General features: G+C 31.5%; 20 protein-coding genes and 1 tRNA gene. 3 read left to right on the forward strand and 18 right to left on the reverse strand.

The features are described 5' to 3' along the window. The 11 genes from ACHZC3_RS11160 to rplM all read right to left on the reverse strand — a co-directional run. The coding region (locus ACHZC3_RS11160) for a DUF5686 family protein (protein WP_394759933.1) at positions 1-1333 on the reverse strand (1333 nt) is incomplete at its 3' end. A gap of 104 nt (positions 1334-1437) precedes the next feature. After that, positions 1438-2322: a hypothetical protein gene (locus tag ACHZC3_RS11165; RefSeq protein ID WP_394759934.1), complete on the reverse strand. Its 885-nt coding sequence runs from the start codon at positions 2320-2322 to the stop codon at positions 1438-1440. 38 nt (positions 2323-2360) lie between these two features. Further along, on the reverse strand, positions 2361-3605 hold the full coding sequence (locus ACHZC3_RS11170) for an MDR family MFS transporter (protein WP_394759935.1): 1245 nt from the start codon (positions 3603-3605) through the stop codon (positions 2361-2363). A gap of 82 nt (positions 3606-3687) precedes the next feature. Beyond that, on the reverse strand, positions 3688-4764 hold the full coding sequence (locus ACHZC3_RS11175) for an exopolyphosphatase (protein WP_394759936.1): 1077 nt from the start codon (positions 4762-4764) through the stop codon (positions 3688-3690). Positions 4765-4909: 145 nt separating this feature from the next. Continuing rightward, on the reverse strand, positions 4910-5473 hold the full coding sequence (frr, locus tag ACHZC3_RS11180; protein WP_394759937.1) for a ribosome recycling factor: 564 nt from the start codon (positions 5471-5473) through the stop codon (positions 4910-4912). A gap of 77 nt (positions 5474-5550) precedes the next feature. Further along, positions 5551-6258, reverse strand: a complete 708-nt coding sequence (gene pyrH, locus ACHZC3_RS11185; protein ID WP_394759938.1) for a UMP kinase — start codon at positions 6256-6258, stop codon at positions 5551-5553. Positions 6259-6329: 71 nt separating this feature from the next. Beyond that, positions 6330-6980 (reverse strand): queuosine precursor transporter, encoded by a 651-nt coding sequence (locus tag ACHZC3_RS11190; protein ID WP_394759950.1) that lies wholly within the window; start codon positions 6978-6980, stop codon positions 6330-6332. A 124-nt stretch (positions 6981-7104) separates the two neighbouring features. Continuing rightward, positions 7105-7929, reverse strand: a complete 825-nt coding sequence (gene tsf, locus ACHZC3_RS11195) for a translation elongation factor Ts (protein ID WP_394759939.1) — start codon at positions 7927-7929, stop codon at positions 7105-7107. Positions 7930-8027: 98 nt separating this feature from the next. Continuing rightward, positions 8028-8828, reverse strand: coding sequence for a 30S ribosomal protein S2 (gene rpsB / locus ACHZC3_RS11200; RefSeq protein WP_394759940.1), 801 nt, complete (start codon positions 8826-8828; stop codon positions 8028-8030). Positions 8829-8966: 138 nt separating this feature from the next. Continuing rightward, positions 8967-9353 carry a 30S ribosomal protein S9 gene (gene rpsI / locus ACHZC3_RS11205; protein ID WP_394759941.1) on the reverse strand — a complete coding sequence of 129 codons (387 nt, stop codon included), beginning with the start codon at positions 9351-9353 and terminating at the stop codon, positions 8967-8969. Then, complete coding sequence (rplM, locus tag ACHZC3_RS11210) at positions 9353-9808, reverse strand: 50S ribosomal protein L13 (protein WP_091476558.1); 456 nt, start codon at positions 9806-9808, stop codon at positions 9353-9355. Before rplM ends, rpsI begins: the two co-directional genes overlap by 1 nt. 306 nt (positions 9809-10114) lie before the next feature. Between rplM and ACHZC3_RS11215 the strand changes: the two genes are divergently transcribed. Continuing rightward, a complete protein-coding gene (locus ACHZC3_RS11215; RefSeq protein WP_394759942.1) occupies positions 10115-11137 on the forward strand; it encodes a LacI family DNA-binding transcriptional regulator in 1023 nt (340 codons plus the stop codon). A 103-nt stretch (positions 11138-11240) separates the two neighbouring features. On the opposite strand, the gene ACHZC3_RS11220 is transcribed toward ACHZC3_RS11215, so the two are convergent. The 6 genes from ACHZC3_RS11220 to ACHZC3_RS11245 all read right to left on the reverse strand — a co-directional run bounded on the left by ACHZC3_RS11220 (position 11241) and on the right by ACHZC3_RS11245 (position 18912). Then, a complete protein-coding gene (locus ACHZC3_RS11220; protein ID WP_394759943.1) occupies positions 11241-11879 on the reverse strand; it encodes a hypothetical protein in 639 nt (212 codons plus the stop codon). A gap of 68 nt (positions 11880-11947) precedes the next feature. After that, positions 11948-15364 carry a hypothetical protein gene (locus ACHZC3_RS11225; RefSeq protein WP_394759951.1) on the reverse strand — a complete coding sequence of 1139 codons (3417 nt, stop codon included), beginning with the start codon at positions 15362-15364 and terminating at the stop codon, positions 11948-11950. An 88-nt stretch (positions 15365-15452) separates the two neighbouring features. After that, on the reverse strand, positions 15453-16076 hold the full coding sequence (locus ACHZC3_RS11230) for a hypothetical protein (protein ID WP_394759944.1): 624 nt from the start codon (positions 16074-16076) through the stop codon (positions 15453-15455). A gap of 107 nt (positions 16077-16183) precedes the next feature. After that, on the reverse strand, positions 16184-17437 hold the full coding sequence (locus ACHZC3_RS11235) for an aspartate kinase (protein ID WP_394759945.1): 1254 nt from the start codon (positions 17435-17437) through the stop codon (positions 16184-16186). A 172-nt stretch (positions 17438-17609) separates the two neighbouring features. Continuing rightward, positions 17610-18083, reverse strand: coding sequence for a GNAT family N-acetyltransferase (locus ACHZC3_RS11240; RefSeq protein WP_394759946.1), 474 nt, complete (start codon positions 18081-18083; stop codon positions 17610-17612). 1 nt (position 18084) lies between these two features. Next, positions 18085-18912 (reverse strand): M48 family metalloprotease, encoded by an 828-nt coding sequence (locus ACHZC3_RS11245; RefSeq protein ID WP_394759947.1) that lies wholly within the window; start codon positions 18910-18912, stop codon positions 18085-18087. Between the two features lie 123 nt (positions 18913-19035). Here ACHZC3_RS11245 and fbp point away from each other — a divergent pair, with 123 nt between their 5' ends. Next, the gene (fbp, locus tag ACHZC3_RS11250; protein ID WP_394759948.1) at positions 19036-20043 is read left to right on the forward strand and encodes a class 1 fructose-bisphosphatase; all 1008 of its coding nucleotides are present in this window, start codon (positions 19036-19038) and stop codon (positions 20041-20043) included. Positions 20044-20096: 53 nt separating this feature from the next. On the opposite strand, the gene ACHZC3_RS11255 is transcribed toward fbp, so the two are convergent. After that, positions 20097-20167: transfer RNA gene (locus ACHZC3_RS11255), tRNA-Gln, on the reverse strand. A gap of 155 nt (positions 20168-20322) precedes the next feature. Here ACHZC3_RS11255 and ACHZC3_RS11260 point away from each other — a divergent pair. Then, on the forward strand, positions 20323-21372 hold a 1050-nt coding region (locus tag ACHZC3_RS11260; protein WP_394759949.1), incomplete at its 3' end, for a DUF2723 domain-containing protein.

Consider the following 21372-nt stretch of genomic DNA (forward strand, 5'->3'; position numbering starts at 1 on the left):
AACCAAGCCAAGTTTCTGAACGATTTGCTATTCGAAAAGCATTTGAAACATAACCTTTAAAAAAACCATCTTTTGTACCATAAACGTAATAACCTTCGAGTTTATAATTTTTAGATAATTTCTCGTTTGTAATCCCGCCCAGACCCAAACGAAATCCTTCGTAGTTATTGTAACTGAATAGGTAACGCAAATCAACATCAAAAAAACCGACTGGATAATATCCTTTTAATACTTTTCTGCCAATTTTAATTTTGTTTTCATACCTTCTTTTTTGAATCAAACTATCTAATGAAAAATAGGTTGTGCTACTTCTCACATCGGTCGAATCATTAAAATAATTGTACCAAAGTGACTCTTTTTTTGCGATAGCATGTTCATTAATTACTATAGCAATATCTGGACGTTTAATTTTTAGTGTTTGATTAAATACTGGCTCAAAATAGGTTGTATTAGAAATTATTTCCACAAAATCTGACGCAAATTTTTTGCCTTCTGGGTTTAGTTTTGGATCATTCCCTTCAAAAGTAATTGTTTCCCCCAGTATTTTTATAGGAGCTTTACTATTTCCTTTTTTTATAGAAAGATTAGTTTTTACAGGAAACCAATTTTCTAATTCTTTATTAAACTCAAACTCATGATTAGATTTGATTACTAACAATCCCGAAACTTTCAATTCAATTTTTGAAATACTAAATTTTTCAGCATCAATAAACAAAACACCTTCTAGTTGGTCGGTTTTAGATTTCTGTTTGGGCTGAAATGAAATTCTATAAATCTTTCTGTTTTCTAAAATAGTATTTTCTAAAAAAGAGTATTTATATTTTCTTAAACCTTTAAGGGAAATTGGGCTTGTATATTCTTTTTCTACTAATGAATATTTATTGGCATAAACCGAAAATGGCTGTAATTGAAGTGAAAAATATTCAAAAATAGGTTCTTTGAAACCAGCCATTTTTGTAGCAAGAATTCTTTCTTTTCGATGGTTTTTTCTAATTTGAAATTTCGATATTTTTTCTGTTTGATACAAATGTTGTTTTGAGATTACTTTCTTAAAAAAATAATCGGAAGAATCAATTTCTATAAATTTTCTTTTACCTTTTTTTATTACAAATATCGAATCTATTCTTCCTTCAATTAAGTCTGGATTAGCAGTTATAATAAGCTTATTATAGCTTGTGAATTCGTAATTACTAGGATTGTTTACAGACTTGTATAACACAACTTTTTTGACGAGGCTATCGACAGACGTTAACTTTTCTTGTGCGATTGCTTCAAAATTTGCAAATAGCACAAGAAAGAAAGGTATAATAGAAAGTAGTTTTTTTAAAACCATTAAGTTTCAATCTGTTTTTTGTAATCTATACAAATATAGTTTTATTAAATAAAAAATCCGTGCAAAACGGATTAGTTATAAGTTTTATGATTTTGCTAAAAACACTACAATAAATTAAATGTAGATTTTAGAACTAATTTTGAATTGTCAAAAACATTAACAAAATAAGATCCTTTCTCAAGATTAGTTACTGGAATTTCTCCTTCAATTTTTATGGTTTTATTTTCGTATTTAAGCTTCATAGAAGTACTGAAAGTTAGCGTTTCGTTACCAAATATTTGAGTTCCTTTACTTCCTATAACGTTATTTTTAGTGTCAATAATTTGAACATAAAAATCTTTGTCTGTCGCTTTAACCAAATCGTTTTCAGCAATCATAAAACTAATTTTTAGGAGATCTATTTTACTAGCTTTATCTGTTTGAGTTTGATTCCCAGAGCTTTTAGTTTTATATGAAGCTGTTTGCAAATTATAAAAATAAAGTTTTGATGCTTCAGTAATTTTCTTTGCTAATTTTTTGTTAGAAACTGTTAGTGTATCATTTTTTGTTTTTTCGTTTTTTAGGACAACGTTTGTTTTACTTAAAACAACATTAGTACTGTCAATTTGTTTTTTATATGAATTTATTTCATTTAGAAGTAACTTAATCCTATTGTCTACATTACTTACAGTTTGCTTATACTCTGCAATCGTTTTTTCATTTACATCTTTTGACTTCAGATCAAGAATTAATTGTTTTACTTTATTTTGCTCTTCGACTAATTTGCTTGACAATGATTTATTAGAAGTCATTACCTGATTAAGGAATAATTGAGATTGCTCTAAATCTTTCAAAACGTTTGATTTTTCTTCTCTTAGTGAAACAATCGTGCTTTTTGATCTATCTCCTGATTTATAAAGAAAGAAAATTCCTCCAAGCATTGTAAATGCTAACATAACAATTACAATTTTTAAACTATTGTTAATTCCTTGGTTATTATTTTTTGACATGATTTAATCTGTTGTTTTTGTGTTTAAATTTTTTTTAATTATTTTTCTAATTCTTTTGATATGGTTTCAAAATTTATATTTTTATCTAATTGGTAATATATAAATATACCAACTAATCCGATAACTCCCATTGACAACCAATTTGAAAAATAGCTAAAACTTTCAATAATAGTATAACCAATTTTTGGACTTACTATTTGAGCCAAACTAAAACTCATTGCATATAACGCTAAATATTTTCCTTCTTGTCCACTAACTGCTCTTGTAAAAGCAAAGGTGTTAGAAAATGAAAATAACAATATTTGTCCCACAGTAATAAAAAATATACTAACAACTAATATTGGAATAAATCCAGAAAAAAGTAAACAAAAGAAACCTAAAGTCATAAACATAGATCCTAATAATATAATCTTTGTTGCTTTGTAATTATTTTTCTCAAGAAAACCTATTAGTGGCATTTCAAAAAGGAATATCAACAACCCATTTAACGCTATTAGTAACCCGATTTGAAACTCATTAAGCTTTAACATTTTCGAATTATATAATGGTATTGTTGAAAATAATTGGAAAAATAAAAAAGCTGTTATAAAACTAGCGAATAAGAAAAGTATAAAATTCTTATCATGTAATACACTTTCCTTAACTTTTTTGAGAGACTCTTCCTTTCTTTGAATTATTTTTCTAGCTTTATAAACTTTGCTTTCATCTACTAATAGCATGAATATTGTAATTGCAAAGATACAAGTGACACCATCTATCCAAAAGAGCATGTCGTAATTATCTTTTTTTATAACCAATCCAGCAATTAGCGGCCCTGAAACGATTCCAAGATTTACAGCTAATCTAACTAAGGTTAGTGCTCTAGTTCTATTTTTTTTTGTAGTAAAATTAGACACAGCCACATACATTGCAGGTTTATACGTATCTGCAACTGCTGTTACTAAAAATAAGCCAATGCATATTTCTGCAAAATCATACAAAAACATTAATAAGATGATTCCAAAACCTGTTAGAAAGAGACTGGATAACATAACAGTATAAAATCCCATTTTGTCAGTAAGTTTACCTCCTAACCAGTTTCCAAATATGGCTCCTAATCCAATAAACCCTAACATCCATCCTATTTCTCCAAGGCTAAAAAACAAACTGTCGTTCAAATATTTAGGCAAGAATAACATGACCATTGCTCCTGAACGGTTTATGTATGTGACTAGGGTTAAAACCCATATTTCTTTTGAAAACCCTCTAAAATTATCAAAGTAGGCATTTAAATAATTCTTCATTTTATTTAATTTTTAGATCAATATGATATATTGGGGAATATCAATATTGATATGTTTTAGTTTTTTTAATTAAATAAAAATATTAATAAACTTTTTTAATTTTTTTAGATCTATCTGCTATATAAGATACTAACCATGCAATTTGACCTTCTTTAGCAAAATATAATTTTTTATCATTTATATCTGGAATTGCTTCAAGACAAACTAAAAGAATATTGCTTCCAGAGATTAAATATTTTTGAGAATATGTTTTCAGAACACGTTCAGCATCTTTATCAGTTTTAGCTATTTCTTCAAATTTTTTAAAATTATTTTTTAAAATAGCGTCATAATTAAGTACATCTTCTAACTTGAATTGATTAAAAGTTTCTTTTGCCACGCCATTATAAAGCGTATAAAAAGCCCAAACTGCCCCTCCAGACATAAATACTTTTTGTTTTTCTAAAGCAACTGGACTTGTGCCATACATGGCGTTTATTTGATCTCTTAGTGTGGAAAGAAACCCGAATGATTTTTCGTTATACTCTGAAATATCATCTTTTCTTGTCTTTTTTATTACAGCTTCTGTTAGCGTTATTGTTCCGTAACTAACACTTAATGGAAAAAACACAAAAGTATCATTGTTTTTTACATCTATATATCCACCTTTAGTGTTTCCTCCTCCTATATCTAAAATCATAGATTCATCATAATCTGAAGGTGGCACACATCCTTTTAGCAGCATTTTACCTTCTGTTTGAGGATCAATAAAATCTAGATTTTTTTTTGTTGTTAGCTTCACTTTATCAATTAGTTCTTGCGTGTTTTTTGCCATAGCAACTCCTGAAGAACCAACTATAAAAATATTATCATCAGTTACCTTATATTCGTTTTTTATTTTTAAATAATTAGACAAGACTACTGCGGCTGCTTTATCTATATCTTCTGCAGCTAAATTACCGTCTATAGATATCCCTCTTGCAATACCGACATTTTCAGACCAATATGATTTAATAATATAATCTCCTCTTTTAATATTGGTAACTTCTAAAACAGACATTTTTATTCCTTTACTACCTATTTCAATTCCAGCAAATACTCCTGTATCTTGTGAAAATAAAGTATTTTGGAATAAAAAAAGTAAAAAAAATGTATTAAGAACTATTTTTTTAATGTTCATGTAGGCAAATTTTAAATTAAACATAGATTTTTGGCAAACAAACATATCAAAAAAAATGATACAAATGTGTTAATTTTTAAAATATAAAAAAATCTGCCAAGTTTAGCAACAAGGCAGATTTTTAGGTTTTATTTAACTAAAACAACTAAACCTTCATTATCTCAGCTTCTTTAACCACTAGTAGTTCGTCTATTTTTCTAATATAAGTATCCGTTAGCTTCTGAACACTTTCTTCAGCGGTTTTGCAAATATCTTCTGATGTTCCTTCTTTTTCTAGTTTTTTAATATCTGAATTAGCTTCTTTACGAACATTTCTCACACCAATTTTAGCATCTTCTGACTCAGTTTTAGCTTGTTTTGCAAGATCTCTACGTCTTTCTTCAGTAAGTGGCGGAACACTTATGATAATCATATCGCCATTATTCATTGGATTAAAACCAATATTAGCTATCATAATTGCTTTCTCAATTGCTTGCAACATATTTTTTTCGAAAGGCTGCAAGGTTAAAGTTCTAGCATCAGGCACACTTATTTTTGCTATTTGTGCTAATGGAGTTTGTGAACCATAGTAGTCCACAAAAACGCCTCCAAGCATAGCTGGAGAAGCTTTTCCTGCACGGATATTTAAAAATTCTTTTTCTAAATGAGCAATAGAACCTTCCATAGATTCTTTTGTGCTATCAAGAATAAAATCAATTTCTTCAGTCATTTTTTTTTAGATTTTTTGATTATTTGATTGTTAGATTTTTCGAGAAATCAAATATTCTAACAATCGAACTGTTTCTATTATATATTTACTACTGTTCCTATGTTCTCTCCTTTGCAAATTTTAAGTAAATTTCCTTCTTTATTCATATCAAAAACAATAATAGGCAATTTATTTTCTTGACTTAATGTGAATGCGGTTGTATCCATTACATTCAGCCCTTTTTTGAGTACATCTTCAAACGAAATATAATCAAATTTTACAGCATCTTTGTTTTTTTCTGGATCTTCGTTATATATTCCATCAACACGTGTTCCTTTCAAAATAACATCAGCATTAATTTCTACACCTCTTAAAACGGCTGCTGTATCGGTTGTAAAATAAGGATTTCCTGTTCCTGCACCAAAAATAACAATTCTGTTTTTTTCTAAATGCCTTACAGCTCTTCTTTTAATATAAGGTTCTGCGATGGCTTCAATTTTTAAAGCTGTTTGCAAACGAGTAAGCATTCCTTTTTCTTCAAGCGCTCCTTGTAATGCCATGCCATTTATAACTGTAGCTAGCATTCCCATATAATCACCTTGCACACGATCCATACCATTACTAGCACCAGCAACTCCTCTAAAAATGTTTCCACCTCCAATTACAATGGCAATTTCTACACCTAGTTCGTGAATTTGTTTTATTTCTTCAGCATATTCAGCTAAGCGTTTTGGATCTATTCCGTATTGCCGATCACCCATTAATGCTTCACCACTTAGTTTGAGAAGAATTCTTTTGTATTTCATTTCTGTTTGTGTTGTTTTTTTGCATTGCAAATATAAAGATATTCTCGTTATTCAAAAACGCTTTTTATTATTTATAAATCTTTTGCAATATTTTTCTTAATTATTGCATGCCCTAAATAAATTAAGGGAGTTAATGCAATTGCAATAATTAGTTTGAATGTGTATCCAGTTAGCGCTGAGGAGATAAAAATTTGAGTATTCATCTTACCTGGAAGCCAAAATGCAATTCCTAAGACAATAAAGGAATCGAAGAATTGAGAAATTATTGTAGAGCCTGTTGTTCTGAGCCAAATTTTGCTGTCTCCAGTTCTATTTTTAAAAAACCAAAAAACAGTCACATCAATTAGTTGTGAAACTAAAAAAGCAACAATACTACCTACAATTATCCACATACTTTGACCGAAAACGGCTCGAAACTGAATGTCATTTACAGGACTTATTCCTTTTGCAGCAGGAATATTTATTGCAAATAGTAAGATGATAAAAGCATAAGCAATTAAGCACGCAGTTATAAAAGATAGTTTTCTTACACCTTTTTCTCCAAAATACTCATTAATTAAATCCGTAGTAAGAAATACTATTGGCCAAGGCAGTATACCAATACTCATGACAAATGGACCAATCTGAATTAATTTTCCGCCTATAAGTTCTGCGACAACAGCATTGGTAATAAATATTCCTGCTAGAATTACAAAAATAAGTTCTCTTCTGGTTTTAAACATAGATAGGTGTTTTCCCAAAGTTATGAATTTTATTGTTTTCAGTAATTGAACAGAAGTTAATTAATGCAAAAATCCCATTTCAACTAAATGAAATGGGATTTTTATTATTTAATTTTACAATAAACTATCCTAAAGCAGCTCTTTTGAAACCTGTTACAATTAAGTTAGCATCAACAGATTTAACATAATTAGCAACGCTCATAGAGCTATCTTTAATATAATCTTGGTTTACTAGTGTGTTGTCTTTAAAGAAACGCCCTAATTTACCTTTTGCAATATTTTCGATCATAGCTTCTGGCTTTCCTTCTTGACGAAGTATGTCTTTAGCAATTTCTATTTCTTTAGCAATTGTATCTGCATCTACACCTTCTTCGTTTAGCGCGATTGGGTTCATAGCAGCAGCTTGCATCGCAACGTTTCTAGAAGCTTCTTCAATACCCTCTGTTTTTGCAGAAAATGCTGTTAAAGTAGCAATTTTGTTTCCTGAGTGAATGTAAGACCCAACAAAAGCACCTTCTAATTTTTCGAAAGTTCTAATTTCTAATTTTTCTCCGATAACTCCTGTTTGCTCGATAAGTTTATCAGCAATAGTAATACCATTAAAATCAGAAGCTAAAAACTCTTCTTTGTTGTTGAAGTTTAAAGCAAGATTTGCCATTTCAACAGCCATTTTTACGAAATTTTCGTTCATTCCTACGAAGTCAGTTTCACAGTTTAATGTGATAACAACTCCAGCAGTATTGTCAGCGTTTACAACAGCAATTGCAGCGCCTTCAGTAGATTCTCTATCTGAACGGTTTGCAGCTACTTTTTGTCCTTTTTTACGTAAATTTTCGATTGCTAAATCAAAATCTCCGTCTGATTCAACTAAAGCTTTTTTACAATCCATCATTCCAGCTCCGGTGATGGTTCTTAATTTATTTACGTCTGCAGCAGTGATAGTTGCCATATTTATTATTTTTATTAGTTATAAAAAAATTACGAACTACAAATTACGAATTACGCTAAATAGGTGTAATTTATAATTCGTAATTCGTAATTAAATAATTACTCTTCTGTTTTAGCAGCTTCAGCTACAATTGCTTTTTCGTCAGCTTTTGTATCTGTAACTTCTTCTTGAGCAACTTCTTCAGTAGTAGCGTCAGCTTCTTTATCAGATGTTCTGTTTGCAAGACCATCAATAATAGCTTCAGTTACCAATGTTAAGATTTTATCGATAGATTTAGAAGCATCATCGTTTGCAGGGATAACGTACTCAACAAGACGTGGGTCAGAGTTGGTATCTACCATTGCGAAAACTGGAATGTTTAATTTTTGAGCTTCTTTAATTGCGATGTGTTCCGCTTTGATATCTACTACAAATAATGCAGCAGGTAATCTAGACATATCAGAGATAGAACCTAAGTTTTTCTCTAATTTTGCACGCAAACGATCCACTTGTAAACGTTCTTTTTTAGACAAAGTCATAAAAGTTCCGTCTTTTTTCATGCGGTCGATAGTCGACATCTTCTTAACAGCTTTACGGATTGTAACAAAGTTTGTTAACATTCCACCAGGCCATCTTTCAGTGATGTACGGCATGTTTGCAGCAGCAGCTTTTTCAGCTACAATGTCTTTAGCTTGTTTTTTGGTAGCTACGAAAAGTATTTTTCTACCTGATGCAGCGATTTTCTTAAGAGCTTCATTAGCTTCTTCGATTTTTGCTGCAGTTTTATATAGATTGATAATGTGAATTCCATTACGCTCCATATAAATGTAAGGAGCCATGTTTGGATCCCATTTTCTAGTCATGTGTCCGAAGTGAACACCTGCTTCTAGTAAGTCTTTAACTTCTATTTTATTTGCCATTTTGTAATAGTTTACGTTCTGTTGTATTAGCAATGATTAAGTAGCGATTGTGTATCAGGTCTTAACCATTTAGATGCTAAACTAGTTTCCTGCCTCGACAGGAAGAGCAACAATAACTTAGTTTTTAATAAAAAAATATTAACGTTTAGAGAATTGGAATCTCTTACGAGCTTTCTTCTGACCGAATTTTTTACGTTCAACCATTCTCGGGTCTCTCGTTAGTAATCCTTCTGGTTTCAAGATTGCTCTGTTTCCTTCTCCAACTTCACACATCACTCTAGCTAAAGCCATTCTTACTGCTTCTGCTTGTCCTGTGCTACCACCTCCGTAAACGTTTACTTTTACATCATAGTTAGTTACATTTTCTGTCATAGACATAGGTTGTAAAACTTTGTATTGTAAAGTAGCTGTTGGGAAATAAGTTGCAAACGGTTTTTTGTTAACAATAATTACTCCTGTTCCTTCCGATACATAAACACGTGCAACTGCACATTTTCTTCTACCGATTTTGTGAATTGCTCCCATTACTTAAGATCGTTTAGGTTAACTGTTTTAGGTTTTTGAGCGCCTTGTTTGTGCTCTGATCCTACAACAACATTTAAATTTCTAAAAAGCTCTGCTCCTAATTTATTTTTAGGTAGCATTCCTTTTACTGCTTTTTCTACTAGTAAAGCAGGGTTTTTTGATTGCAAAACCTTTGCAGTCAAACTTCTTTGTCCTCCTGGATAACCTGTGTGACGGATGTAAGTCTTCTCGTCCATTTTGTTACCTGTAAGGTTGATTTTTTCTGAGTTGATAACAATTACGTTATCTCCGCAGTCCACGTGTGGTGTGTAACTTGGCTTGTACTTACCTCTAAGGATCATAGCGACCTTTGATGCAAGACGACCTAAGTTATGACCATCAGCATCAACAACAATCCACTCCTTTGTAACGGTGGCTTTGCTTGCTGATTGTGTCTTGTAGCTTAATGCGTCCATAATATTATTTTAATTAAACATTCCATTCCCAATAAAGGGAGTGCAAAAGTACAATTATTTATTTTAAATACAAATGGGAAAGTGAAAATTCTTTTTCTATTGCTTTTCAGAGAGTTACAAAAGGTTTAAGATTTGCTTTTTAGCCCTGATGGAAGTGAAAATCCCATCTCGTTTTTTGACAACGAGATGGATTGAAACGTACAGCAGGAAAATGGTTTACAAATATGCGCATGCTTTTCGCTCATTAAAAAAACAAATGCAGCTTTATAGATTATTTTATTATTTTTACCTTAATATGTTACATACATGAAATCGAAAACGACTTTAAAACAAATTGCATTAAATCTCGGAGTTTCTGTCTCAACAGTTTCGAAGGCTTTGAATGATAGTCCAGAAATTAGTGATCTCACAAAAAAAAAGATTCAAGAATTTGCTAAACTAAATAATTACAAGCCAAATATTACAGCACTAAACCTTAAAAATCGTTCTACAAAAACAATTGGAGTTATTATCCCTAATATTTTGAACTCATTTTTTGCAAAGGTTTTTTCTGGGATTGAAAAGGTAGCTGATGAAAAAGGATATCATATTATAACCTGTATTTCTAATGAATCTTTAGAGAAGGAAATTCAGACATTACAGATGCTGAGCAACGGAACTATTGATGGTTTTATACTATCTATTTCTGAAGAATCTCAAAAAGCAAATCAATTTGGTCATTTTACAGATATTATAAATAATGGAACACCAATTGTCATGTTTGACAGAGTTGCCGAAAAAGTAAAATGTGATAAAGTAATTGTTGATGATTATGATTCGGCAATTGAAGCAACTAATTTTTTAATACAAACAGGCTGCAAGAATATTGCATTATTTTCTTCGATTGATAATTTGAGTGTTAGCAAACTTCGAGCTAAGGGTTATTTTGAGGCATTATCTAAAAATAATATTTCCATAAATTTCGATTTAGTGATTCTTACAGAAACCCAAAAAGATTTTGACATTAAGGCAAAAGATGTTTTAAATAATCATAGCATAGATGGCGTTTTTGCTCTCGACGAACATTCGGCTCTTACGGTGATGAAAATGGGATTAAAAAACCTAAAAAAAATCCCTGAAGAATTATCTATTATTGGTTTTGCAGATGGTGTTTGGTCGCGAAGATTAACCCCAAGTTTATCGACAGTAAGCCAACATGGTCCAAAAATAGGAGAAATCGCCGCAAGATTACTTATAGAAAGATTGGAAAACAAAGTGGAAGAATACCAATATAAAACGGTTGTTGTTAAGACGGAATTAAGACACCGAGATTCAACGAGAAAGACATAATGTAGTCCAAAACTTTCCGTTTTTTATGCACTTTATGAGATACTATCTTAAAAAAAAGGGTCACGCTATGCATGACCCTTTTTTAAGGATTTATTTTGCAAGATTAATTACCTTGATCCTCATCAATATACGTTTTATTTCCGTTTTTATTGATGTAATATCTTCCGCCACGAGGTCCAGTAAAAACTTTCCTTCCGTTATACTCGCCAGTTACTTTGTCCGTTGTATTAGGATTTGCTTTTTCAGTTGAAACTCTTTCTTTTTTAGCAACAGTTTTTGTTGCTTTTACCTTAGTTTCAGTTGTTTTTGCTTTAGCTTCTTTTGCAGGTTTAACTGATTTTTCCTCAGCCGTTTTTTTAGTTTTAGAAACTTTTTCCTCAGCTACTTCTTTAGTTTTTTTAGACTTAGTTTTTGTCTTATCTGACTCATCTTTTACTTTAGCATCAACTTTATTTGCAGCAGCTTTAGCTTTTCCTTTTGCAGATTTTTCTTTGCTTTTTTCTGTCGCTTCTGATTCCTTTTTTGCTTTAGCTTCAGTTTTTTTGGCAACAGTTTTTTCTTTAGTTGCAGCTTTTTTAGCTTCTGCTTTCTCTTTTTTTAGCGCTTCTTTTTTTGCATCAGCTTTCTCTTTAGCCTTACTTACTTTTTCAGTTTTAGCTTTTTTAGCCTTAGTTTCTGTTTCTTGAGCAAAAAAGCTATTTGAGAAAACAAAAACCATACATAACAATAGGATTTTTTTCATAACTTGATAAATTTTATAGTTTGATTATTTAAAATTAGTAATTTTTTTTACAAAAAGCATGCCCAAAATTAAAAATAAGCTCTTAATTGAATATTTCCGGTATGAATTGTATTTATTGTTTCACTTTTTCTCCCTAAATAATTAATATTTATATCTAAATATTCTGTCAAATTCTTTTGCAGTAATAATCTCCAAGTCATGTTTTTTCCTGACTGTAATCCTTCGAGCATCTGAAATCCAACTGGCGAAAACTCATCACCTGTAAATGTATTATCAAAAAAAGAAAATTCTCCATTTATTGTAAGTTTCTTCTCGCTAGAAAAATTGAATGAAGTTCCAAACTTGTTTTGCTTCAACAATTCATTATTTCCCAACTTATTTTCTTTGATTTGCATTTCGTAAAAAACATCTAAACTGGCATTTTTAGAAAACAAATAAGCAATTCTTGGTTCTAATTGATTTCCTTTTATTTCAAAATTTCGACTGGCATAATTTTCTGAATTGTTGCTTGAATTAATTGTTTTCCCAGTAACAGTAAGCAACCAGAATTTTTTTAGCAAGTGATCGTATTGTAACTGATGTGATGCGTTTTTAGCTTCTTGTTCGCCAGATGATTGCAAGTTTTTTAACTTATTAGAAAGAAAAGTGTATGTTACAGAATGTTTTTGCTTGCCTCGATTGTAAAACAAACTGTTCCGAATACTCGAATTTAGTCCCAATAAATTTTGATTGTTTGCAGAAAATGGATTTAGATCAAAATTATCATTTTCTCGTTTTATTTTTCTTTCTACTAAGTACGATGATTGATTATAGAAATAAGACAAAAATTTCTTAAATCCGGTTGCATTTTGCCATTGTGATGGACTGAAAACAAGCGATTGTGAAAATTTATTTTGATGAGTTTTGATGAAAATCTGATTCGGTAAAAATATTTTTATATATTTTGCTTGGTCTGCAAAAGGCGCAATTTCAAATTCTTGTATTTCCTGAATTCCGTTTCCGTTGTAGTCATTCCAGGAATAAATTCCTTTTCCTGGATCAACTTCTAGAAAACTAAATTCCTGTTGCGGAATCGTTCCCGAAGTCGTCTCGTATGCTGTTGTAGATTGAATTAATTGATTAAAAAATCGATCATTATATAACAATCTAGAGTTTAAAGACGGTTCATTACCACGGATTGGATCTTCAAATTTTAAATTTCTGTAATTTACAAAAATAGACAAATCACTTTTCTCGTTTTGAATTAATTTTGATTTTAAATAATAGGATTGTGATGTGTTTACACGTTTTAACAAACCCAATTGCAAACTATCATTTACACGATTTAGATAACCCAATTCGACAAAAACTTTGGTCGAATCTCCTCGTCCTATAAATGCGCCATATTCCGAAAAACGTTGACTCAGATTAGAAAACTCGTTAGTCAATTTTACCTTTTCTTGGTTATTTTCAAATCGAAAACTTCCACCAATCCAGTTTTTATTAAAATGATATTTTGTTTGTGTTTGGTTTCTACTAAATTTGGAATTCGAAATGTTTCCATCACTATTTAGAAAACTTCCATCGTTAGAAAACAACCAATTTTTATATTTATAATAGCCAGAAATTACGTGTCGATTTCCTGAAAAGCTTTCTGAAAAATCTAATTTTTCGAACTGATATTTCCAACTAGATTTTCCTGCTAAAGAAAATAACAATCCTGACGTAACAAAACTTTGGTTTCCTAATGGATTAGACAAATTCCAATCACGATCAAATTCGATAGTAAACAATCTTTCAATAGTTTTGAAATTTTTCTGAATCAGTTGGTAATTCCCGAAGACATCAACTTGCCATTTTTTAGACAATAATCGTTGTTTGAAATTTAGTTTTCCTGCCAAACCTTGATTGTTGTTATCATCAATTCCAGAAAAAAGATTTTTATCATTGTTACTAATTCCAACTTCAAAATCGACTGTTGTTTTTTCGTTAGGATTATATTTTCCTAAAATAGTAGCAATTTGAATTTTTGTTGGCGCAATTAATTTAATTATTGGCTCGTAATTTCCTTGTGGAATTCCTGCAATTGGATCAACATATTTGAAAACTCTTCCGTTTGTAATCGTGTTAGAAACAATATAATTACCTTGATTATTTCCTACAAAACTAAATTTCACATTATACAAAACATCGAGCGAGTTGGTAGAATATTCAAACGTTTCAACTAAGCCTACAAGAACTTTTTTGTATAAAATCTTATTGTCTGAATAGGTATCGAGTATGGCAGATTGTGCATTCATTAAATTCGAATCATCTCCAGCAATTGCTAATATTTGTGCTTGTTCTGGTGATAAATTTTGTTGCAACGATTGGTTTTTTACATCGTTTTCAGAATACAAATAACCGCCTAAACTCCATTTTTCTTGTTCGTGATTAGCGCCAACATAAGTTACAAATCTGGTATAATTCCTGTCAGAAAACTGGTATTCAATCGTAATTCTCATTTCGGAAGTAATAGGAAAAAGAGAGGTGAAAATAATTTCTCCGGCATTATAATCAATTGTATATTGATTGTTTTCGCCTCGTTTTTGCAAAATACCATTCACAAAAACACGTTCTGAACCTGAAATTACTAAAACATACAATTCTCCGTTCGTGCCTTTTAGTTTGTATGGCCCTTGATTTCCTTCTTGTCCTACAAAATTACTTTTTGCATATTGTCCGCGAACAATGGCGCCAGACGCATAAACTTCAGTTTTCTTTTCTGGAGTTCCTAAAGCAAATTGAGCCGATAATCCTTGCACTTTTTTATTGAAATTTAGAAATCTAGACTTTCTGTTTTCTAGGAATAAATCTCCAGCTCGAATGCTCCATTTATCCGAAAAAAGTTCGATAAAAATCTGATCAAATTCGTCTAATTTTTGAGAATAACCACCTTCTTGCAAGGGAATATTACTATCTTGAATTGATGCTCTCAAACTTACTTTGTCTGATAATTTTCCAGTGATTTGAAGGTCTAAATTCGAATTTACCGACGTGTTTTGGTTGTTACCAATAGTTATTCCTCGTGAGATACTTCCCGTAGTTGTAAGTCCTTCTAATGGCGTAAATTTCTTAAAACCATCGTTAGAAACTTTGTATAAATTCCCCAGACCATTATCGTTATTTACAACTCGACTTTTGTCGTATATTGTATATTCTTTGGTTAAATATTCTGGAAATTTTAAATAACGTACGGTTAGTGTATCGGAAGTTATGTAATTGTTTTTGAATGTTAATAAACCTTTAGAGAAGTTTACTTTGTAAAAACTAGTATCGATAGTTTCTCCTTTGGCATCAAGTAATTTAAAAAAACTAGCGTTTATACTCACGTTGTCTATTTGAATAGAATCTTGAGAAACAGTTATTTTTTTTGACTGATAAGGCGTATTGATTTCTTGAGCCAAAGAGTTTAGCGAAAAAAGTACAAGAAATTTAAATAGTAAAAAAAACTGCTTTTTAGACATATAGAAAAAACTCCAAAACATCAAAGATATTGTAATAAAAAGAAAAAAGCTATTTTAATATTTTGGAGTTCTGTATAAATGCAATGGCTTATTTTAGTAAAGTAACATGACCCGTTTTTGTATGCTTTTTATCTACAGAAACTGTTACTGTACAAACCCCGTTAGAGCAACAACTGCTTGAAGGAGATGCTGTTCTAGCTTTCACATTGCTTTTTACATTATATCCTGCTTTTCCTGCTGCCATTGAACTACTGCTACTGCCACTATTAGACATTCCCCATGAAAAAGAGTAAATTTCGATACCGTCACCATCTGAATCCTGATCTAAAGCTTCTAGCGACAAAGTACTTAATTGATAAGGTTTGTGTTGTCTTTTTCCTGATGCTTGTCCTGTTGCAACATCTCGAGGTGATTTGATTTCATTTGAGATTGATGCACTTGCTCTGGTCGGCGATTCTCTCACACTTGTTGTAACTACTGTAGAAGATGACATTTCTTGCCAATCGTCCATAGCCATAGTTTTAGAAATCGTACAATCTCCTTTACCTGTCATTACGATTAATGGTTCTGAATCATTAGGAAAAACAATAGCACAAGTGCCATCTCCTGATTTACTTTCGTAAATTTTTATCCTATTATCTTGAGCAAAGACTATAATTTGACAAAAGACAAGTAAAAAAATAATTAATTTTATTCTAAATGGATTTTTCATAACCACCTGTTTTTTAATATTATACACATTAAATTTAATGAATATTATTTAATAAAACCAGTTTTAATTATGATTTATAACCATAAAATATTTTCTGTGGCTAAAAATTACTCTTTAGTTACAATTTGCATCGTTTCTCTACTCATTTGTTTTAGCAAAACGGTTTTATTTTTTTCGACCATTTGAAATGCTTTTTCGTCGAAATGTCTAATCGTATAAAGTGATACATTTTCGTTGTATGACAATTTAAATTTTTTAGATAATGTTTTCTTTAATTCATTAAAATTACCAAACTTATCTTCTAAACAAACAGAAAAACTAATGGCTGAGTTTTGAATTAAACTTACTTTTATCTTGTGTTGGTGTAATAAACTAAAGATTTCACTGATGTTTTCTTCCATGATAAATGAAAAATCTATCGAAGAAAGTGATACTAATAATTGATTTTTTTTGACAATAAAACAAGGTAATTTAGGCACTAAATCTTCTCCTTTAGAAACTGAAGTTCCTGCCAACATAGGATTTATAAACGATTTTACATAAAGTGGAATTTCTTTTTTCTGTAAAGGTTGTAATGTTTTTGGATGAATGACACTGGCGCCATAAAAAGCCAATTCGATGGCTTCGCGATACGATATTTGATTAAGCAGAGTTGCATTCTCGAAATAACGAGGATCGGCATTCATCACACCAGGAACATCTTTCCAAATAGTTACACTTTCGGCGTTAAGACAATAAGCGAAAATAGCCGCAGTATAATCCGAACCTTCTCGTCCTAATGTTGTGGTAAATCCGTTTTCGTCGGCACCAATAAATCCTTGGGTAATAAACAGCGATTTTTTTCTTGCGATTTTCGAGATGTTTTTTTGAGTAGTTTCCCAATTTACCTCAGCATCACGATAGGTATTGTCTGTTTTTATATACAAACGAACATCTAACCATTCTGTATTAATATTTCTAAAATTCATATAATGGCTCAAGATTGTAGACGAAATAATTTCTCCGAAACTCACAATCTGATCATACACAAAGTTATAATTTGGCGATTTATTACTTCGCAAAAAATATTCTAAATCTGCAAAATGATCATTTACATCAAGAAAAACTTCGCTTTCTTCGTCTTCAAATAAATCTAATAAAATTTGATTGTGGTATTTTTTTACTTCTTGAACAGAAGCGTTTAAATCTGGCGATTTCTCGAAATAATTTTTGATTACCAATTCTAAAGCATTTGTTGTTTTTCCCATTGCCGAAACCACGAGCAAAACTTCTTCATAACCTACTTTTTGTAAAACGTCGAAAACATTTTTTATACCATCGGCATCTTTTACAGATGCTCCACCAAATTTGAATATTCTCATTTTTAGATTTTAGATTTCAGATTTCAGATTTCAGATTTTTAGTTTGAACTTCTAAAAGCTATTGTTTGTTTAGGATTTCATTTTGCGTTAGGGATAGCAGTGGAAATCCCACGCTTTTTTGCGTGGATTGCAACGAATAGCCCGACCCTTGTGGTAAAGCTCAAATTATATTTTATTTTTTTGCTAAAAAAGCATTTATTCCGGCTTCGTCCATATTGACAACGCGCCAATCTTCGAGTAATTTTGCGCCCGATTTGTTATAGAAATCTATGGCTGGTGTATTCCAATCGAGCACATTCCATTCTATTCGGCGAACGTTGTCTTTTTTGCCTTGCTTCATAATTTCAGAATATAAAGCATATCCTGCACCTGTTCCTCGACTATTTTCTTTTACGATTAAATCTTCTAGGTGAATGGTTCTGCCTTTCCAAGTAGAAAAACGGTAATAATACAATGCCATTCCTATAATTTCATCATCAACCTCAGCAATAAAGGTATAAAAACGCGGATTATCGCTAAAACCATCACGAACTAAATCACTTTCGGTAACGACAACAGCATTGGGTTCTTTTTCGAAAATAGCAAGTTCTTTTATTAATTCCAATACGGCTGGCATATCCTGTTTTTGTCCTTTTCTAATAATCATATTATTTCTTTTTCTTAGAAGTAACTTTTGCTTTTACTTGTTTTACATACGGCTTATATAATCCGTCGGCTTCGGCTCTTGCTTTTGCATTTTCAGCTCTTTGTTTTGGGTCAGGATGCGAACTCATCATTCTTGTAATAAATGAAGAATCTGTTCCTTCACTCATTTTTGCTAAAATATTAAACGCTGATTGGACAGCATTTACATTATACTTGTTTTGTTTCATAAAATCATACGAGTAAGTGTCGGCCTCCGTTTCTTGTTGTCTGCTGTGACTATTGTTCATCAATGCTTTTCCAATATTTCCTATTTGACCTTCGGTTACAGCTGCAACCTTGTCCGATTGAGAACCAGCTGCATCTAATAAAGCTTCTTTTTTATACGCAGCTTTTACTGCATCTCTAGAATCATGATTGGCAACATGACCTATTTCGTGACCTATTACCGCAAGAATTTCGTTGTCGTCCATAATATCCATAAGTCCTGAAAATACGCGTACACTTCCGTCGGCAGTGGCAAAAGCATTTACATCTTTTAGTTTGTATACTTTGTAGTTGAGCACTAATCCGTTTTCGGTTTTGTGTTTGCCAAATAATTTGTTTAATCTAATTGTATAAGCGTCTTTTAGCCCAGCAACTGGATTTTCTTTATCCATTTTATCGACCGCTTCTTTCGATAACTTTGCTGCATCTTCATCACTAAAAGTAAACCCCGCGTAACCTTTTTGCAAAGCTCCTAGTGCTTTTTCACCTAAATTTATTTGCGCATTTGCATTAGACGATGCAAAAATTGCTACGAATAGCACTAAAAAAATTGATTTTATATTCATGATTTTAATAAATTTTATTCACAACAAATATAAAATAACTTTAGCACAATTTTTATTTCTATCTACGTAATGTTTTCGAAAATTATAATCGATATTTGCATAAACAACTACATTAATCTAGAGATGGAAGAACGCAACAAAACATTAGGCGAGTTTATTATTGAAAATCAACAATCATTTCAGTATTCTTCGGGAGAATTATCTCGAATCATCAATTCGATTAGGCTAGCCGCAAAGGTGGTAAACTATAAAGTAAACAAAGCAGGATTGGTAGATATTGTTGGTGCTGCAGGCGAACAAAACATTCAAGGTGAAGACCAACAAAAATTAGATGTTTATGCTAATGAGATTTTTATTCAGACCCTGATAAATCGTGAAATCGTTTGCGGAATTGCTTCCGAAGAAAATGACGACTTTATTACAGTTGCCGGTTCAGACAACAGCCATAATAACAAATATGTGGTTTTGATGGATCCGCTTGATGGATCTTCAAATATTGATGTAAATGTTTCGGTAGGAACTATTTTTTCTGTTTTTAGAAGAATTACACCAGTGGGAACACCCGTAACTATTGAAGATTTCTTACAACCAGGCATCAATCAAGTGGCTGCGGGATATGTTATATATGGCACTTCCACAATGTTAGTTTATACAACTGGCGATGGCGTAAACGGATTTACATTAAACCCAGCTATTGGAACTTTTTATCTTTCGCACCCAAACATGAAATACTCGAAAGATGGAAATATCTATTCGATGAATGAAGGAAATTATGTTCATTTTCCGCAAGGAGTGAAAAATTATATTAAATATTGCCAATCGGAAGAAGGCGATCGACCTTATACTTCGAGATATATTGGAAGTTTAGTTTCCGATTTTCATAGAAATATGATAAAAGGTGGAATATACATTTACCCAACTAGTTCGAAAGCACCAAAAGGAAAATTGCGTTTACTTTACGAATGTAGTCCTATGGCATTTATTGCAGAACAAGCAGGCGGAAAAGCGTCTGATGGTTATAATCGCATAATGGAGATTCAGCCAACAGAATTGCACCAACGTGTTCCTTTTTTCTGTGGAAGCTATAATATGGTCGAAAAAGCGGAAGAGTTTATGGTAAACTCCAAATAATTTTCTGAAATAATTATAAACGAAAAAACCCTTCATTTCTGAAGGGTTTTTTGTTGGCCCACAAGGACTCGAACCTTGAACGACTGCACCAAAAACAGTTGTGTTACCATTACACCATGGGCCAATAAAGCTGCAATAATTTCTTATTGCGAGTGCAAATTTAAGACAATATTTATTTTCTGCAAGGTTTTAGTCAAAAAAAATTAAAATTTTATTTTTAACCTTTTGTTTAGATAAAAAAATAGTTTCTTTGTAAGGTAATAATTATACCAAAAATTTATGTCTTTCAATTTCAATAAATGGAATACAGCCCTTGGTTGGCTTACTTTTTTTATCGCCCTAATCGTTTATTCGCTTACCGTAGAACCTACCATGAGTTTTTGGGATTGTGGCGAATATATTGCAACAGCCGCAAATTTAGAAGTTGGTCATCCGCCGGGAGCACCTTTATACCAAATGATTGGCGCATTTTTCGCTATGTTCGCCTTAGACAAGCAACATATTGCCTTGATGATCAATATGATGTCGGTTTTTTCTAGTGCTTTTACCATTTTGTTTTTGTTTTGGTCTACTTCAATTATTTTAAGAAAAGTAATTTCTGGATTTGCGGAACTTAACAAAACCAATTCTATTGCAATTTTAGGAAGTGCTTTTGTAGGCGCTTTAGCTTTTACTTTCTCTGATAGTTTCTGGTATAATGCGGTTGAAGCCGAAGTTTATGCAATGGCTACACTATTTATTTCACTTCTTTTTTGGCTCGGATTGCGCTGGGAAGAAGAAATGCACACCGAACGCGGTAACAAATGGCTACTAATAATATCATTAGTTGTCGGATTGTCTTTTGGCGTTCACTTCATGGCATTATTAACCATTCCATCAATTGGTTTCTTATATTATTTTAAAAATTATAAAAATATTACTGTAAAAAGCTTCATCATTGCCAATGTTGTGGTGGTAGCTGTTTTGCTTTTTATATTCAAATTATTATTACCTTGGACTATGGTTTTCTTTGGTACTGCCGAAGTATTTATGGTAAATAGTTTAGGATTACCTTTCGATTCTGGAACAATATTTGTTACATTACTGCTTATCGCTTTATTTTATTTTGGATTAAAATATACTCGAGAAAAAGGAAAAGTTCTTTACAACACTTTAATTCTTTGTGTGCTATTTATTATGTTAGGTTTCTCAACCTGGATGATGTTACCTATTCGTGCTAATGCAAACACGCCAATTAACGAAAACAAACCGTCTGATGCACGTGAAGTTTTAGCATATTACAATCGGGAACAATATGGTGTAAATCCATTATTTTACGGACCACAATTT

Origin of the sequence: Flavobacterium sp. (assembly GCF_043720215.1) — a bacterium.
Taxonomy (GTDB): Bacteria; Bacteroidota; Bacteroidia; order Flavobacteriales; family Flavobacteriaceae; genus Flavobacterium.